The sequence below is a fragment of the Hyella patelloides LEGE 07179 genome (assembly GCF_900659865.1).
Classification (GTDB): Bacteria; Cyanobacteriota; Cyanobacteriia; order Cyanobacteriales; family Xenococcaceae; genus Hyella; species Hyella patelloides.
Genome location: NZ_LR214393.1, coordinates 1 through 4,304 on the forward strand (window position 1 = coordinate 1; position 4,304 = coordinate 4,304).

2 protein-coding genes are annotated in these 4,304 nt (G+C 38.0%); both read left to right on the plus strand.

Going from position 1 to position 4,304, the window contains the following annotated elements:
• Positions 1 to 2,472: beta strand repeat-containing protein (locus H1P_RS37130; RefSeq protein ID WP_246142080.1), on the plus strand; the 2,472-nt coding region annotated here is incomplete at its 5' end.
• Between the two features lie 176 nt (positions 2,473 to 2,648).
• A complete protein-coding gene (locus H1P_RS35070) occupies positions 2,649 to 3,593 on the plus strand; it encodes a PFE-CTERM domain-containing protein (protein ID WP_144876370.1) in 945 nt (314 codons plus the stop codon).
• The last annotated feature ends 711 nt before the right edge of the window (positions 3,594 to 4,304 follow it).

Here is a 4,304-nt window from a genome sequence, read left to right on the forward strand (position 1 = left end):
AAGCATGGTGGCATCGCTGATAGGGTTGTTTCTTTCATTCTGGATTGGCAGAAGTTTAATCAAGTACAAGTATCACTATACCAGGCTTATAGCTATTTTTTCTTGTTTCTTTCCGAAAGTCCAGATAGTACCGCTTCTGCCGATGATACTACTGGCACTGATGATGAAGATGGGACTACTTCTCTAACTGCTGTAGATAGTGATGATACTACCTATAGTGTTACTCTGCCTATTACCAACTCCACTGGCGAAGAAGCTACTCTCATCGGTTGGATCGATTTTGATGGTTCTGGTACTTTTGATTCTGATGAAGCAGTTTCTGCTTCTGTAGCTGATGGAGCTACTACTGCTACTCTCAGTTGGGATAACACCGATGCTGCAACTGATAATGATATTCCTACCGATATTACTAACGGTAATACTTATGCTCGTTTCCGTCTCAGTACAGATAATAGTCTGACTACCAGTACTCCTACTGGCTCTGTTGCTAATGGTGAAGTAGAGGATTATCAAGTAACTATTAACGGGGTAGACTATGGTGATGCTCCTGATGCATCTGCCAGTACAGGAGTAGGTAACTATCAAACCATATCTAGTGATAGTGGTGCAGCCCATACTCTAACTGATGGAATCAGCATTGGTAGCTCGGTAGATGCAGATAACGGGACATTACAGAACACTGGTGCAACCGCAGACGACACTACTGATGGTAACGATGATGAAGACGGAGTTTCATCTTTTGATGCTTTGAGTACCAGTTCCACAGACTACACTATCGATGTGGATGTTACCAATACCCCTGGCACTGCTGCTAGCTTAGTCGGTTGGATAGATTTTGATGGTGATGGCATATTTGAAACCTCTGAAGTTTCCAACATCATTACAAATATTACAGGTACGGGTTCTCAGCAATTGACTTGGTCGGGGATTCAAAGCCTACCCAATGGCATTACCTCTGGTACGAGTTATGTTCGTTTACGTTTAAGCACCGATACCTTAACGGCAAGTGACAGCACGGGTCAAGTTAACGGTGGTGAAGTAGAAGATTATGCCATTACCATTGGAGGTGGTACTGATTATGGTGATGCTCCCGATACTAGCTACAATACAAGCGGAGTTGATAATCCAGCATCCCATGAAATTGTTAGTGGTTTGAGTATTGGTGCAACGGTTGATAGTGAAAGTGATGGCGCACCCAATACTACTGCAACAGGTGATGATGTTGCGGGAACAGATGATGAGGATGGTGTAACTTTTGTTGATGGTACTGTAATTAGCACTACAGATACTACTTACAGCGTTGAGGTGATTGTTAATTCTGCTGGTGGTACTGGTACTTCTACTATTGCTGAAGATAACTTTGATACTAACGATTATGCAGGAGGTTCTGGGTGGAATTCAGGTGTAGATTGGACGGATTCAGAAGGCAATGGTCCTGCTGCGGGTGTTGTTAGAGCAGATAGTGGTTTTCTTGAACTACGTAACGATGGACGTTCTGCTCAAAGAACTCTCACGATTCCTGCTAATGCTACGGGAACGATTAATCTTTCTTTTGACTACGCCGAAGCGGGTAATGACTTAGGTGTTGATGACCCATTGCAAGTGGTGGTAGGGACTACTACCTTTACCATTCCTCAAGGTACGGCTTCAGGAACTCAAACTATTGATATTACCTCTGCTGTCACTCCTGGGAATGCTGTAACTATCGAGTTCAACACCGATCAACTTACTGGAGTACAAAATGATGATGGTTTTGACATTGACGATGTCACTATTACCACTGAGTCTAGTTCTGAAACTACCTTAGTAGGTTGGGTAGACTTCGACCGCGATGGTATTTTTCAACCTGATGAAGGAGTTAGTTTAGATACCACAGGCGGTTTGAACACAGATGGCGTAACAACTAATACCATAACTTGGAGTGGTGTTGATACTCAAACTACTGGTGGTACAGGCGAGACTTATGCTCGTTTCCGACTTAGTACAGATAGCAATTTAACTACTACCACTCCTGATGATTCTGTTAGCGACATTACCGATGGTGAGGTTGAAGATTATCTACTCAGTATCAAAAACGAAGTCACTGGTGATGGAAGTCCAAACACTTTAACTGGTACTGCAAATGATGACTTAATTACAGGAGGTAAAGGAGAAGATACTCTAACTGGTGGTGCAGGAAAAGATTGTTACTACTTCAACGAAACCAGTGAAGGAATTGATACTATTACAGATTTCCAAACAGGAGAAGACACAATTGATATCAGTGAAATTCTGGCTACAGAAGTTGGTTACACGGGTTCAGATCCCATTACTGATGGTTATTTAGTCTTAGTTGAATTCAATCATCCTACTCTTGGTAATAGCACCATCGTACAAATAGATTTTGACCCAGTAGATAGTGTTTATCCCAAAGATATTGCTTTCCTTGAAGGAGTTACTGGAGTTACCTCGGCTGATTTCATTATTGAGTAACTAACATTAATTGAAGGTAGGTTAAATTATTGGAATGATGAGCCTACTTTCAACATTACTAGATATCTTTTTATCTACTGAAAACCTCAACTTCTCTTTCTCTAAATATCTGACAAGTGAGCGTTTAAATTATCATTTACTGTTTGTCCCATAACTAATTACAACCAATACCAATTATGTCTATCTCTATCTCAAAATTTGCTCCTATTGCCATTTTTGCTAGTCTTTTTAGCTTGGGCAATTTAATTACTTTAGATTCAGCTAATGCTTATTCAATTACACCAGTAATTAATGGTGATTTTCAAAGTTATACTAGCCTAGATGGTTCTGCTGGTTGGACTGGTACTGGCTCGACTAATATTGGCGGTACATATAGTGGAGTTGATTTCAACGGTACGAATCAAGGTATTATTACCACCGCTTGTCCTAATGGCGGAACTAATACCTTATGTCTGAACAATCGAGATGATGACCCTGCTAGTACTACTACAGGTACTTTTAACCTAAGAACTCAAGATCAAATTAGTGCTAGTCCTGAAATTGCGACTTTACAAACTCAGTTGGGCTTGTCTGCTAATGATTTTTCGATTCGGAGAGAAATCGATGGTACGCCTCTATCCGATACAGAAGGAAATCCTCTATATCGTCTTCCTAAAGAAGGTTCGGCAATTTTTCAAGATATTACTATTACCAACGACAATAATAGAAATACTCAGATAACATTTAATTGGGATTTTCTCACTAATGATGGTGCAGGAAGTTTGGGAGATAAAGATTTTGGTTTTATCTCGATTGCCAACCCTAGTGACCCTACCTTTGAACCAATAGTGATTAAGCTAGAAGATAGTACTGGTTCAATTATTGGCCCTAATGGCGACGATTACGGCTCTCTTACTGATACTTATAATGATGGCTTTTCAGATGATTTTGATTTAGCTAGTGGTACTTATCGAGTTGGATTTGGTGTAATTGATGTTGATGGAGTAGGAAATAGTTCTGCATTATTGATAGATGAATTTGGTGCGAAGGAAGTTCCTTTTGAGTTTACTCCTGCTGCTGGTGTTGGTTTGGTTTTAGGTTTAATTGGGTTTAAAAAGTTACGTCATCGTTTTAAAAAATAGAAATACTTATTTGATAATTATTTTTTTTAGAGTGGAATAATTTCTACTCTATTTTTTTTGCTTAATTGAAAAAATTTTCTTGCGTAATTATCCTGTCTTTAATTGTCAATGTGAGTAATACGACGTAAAAAAACAAGCCAAATAGATCGGAATTATTACGTAATATTATGTGGATTTTACGGATGTCAGTATACTTAAAACCTTGATAAATTAAGAGATAGTTATATAGCTATAGTCATAATTACGATAATTTTATCTAAAAATCATATGATTCTCTTAGCTTATATTTAATCTTAATTTAATAATAAAAATATCATTAGAACCTGAATTCAGATCATACATTTGAAAAGAAAATGTCTTGCTTTAATTTATACTTTTGAATAAAATTACACCTCTACCAATCTTTTTTTACTTTTGCTTTGTTTACGATCGCTTTGGGCAATTAAAACCTAGATTTTTAACTAAAACTAAAACCCAATAACTCTCCATCTAATCCCGATCTGTTAACTTTACCTGAAACCATGCCTGAAAATTCTACTTCTTTGGCGATTGCCTTAATTCTAGCTAACTTTGTCCTAACCTAACCAGGGTAAGCTCATCTTATTTTGTATAAAATGTACTTGACAAAAAGCGAGTGATAATTTTTTTTCAAAAAGTAATGGTGTTTCGCAGATATTAATGTAGTTTCAATCTAAAATAAGGTAAATTGAG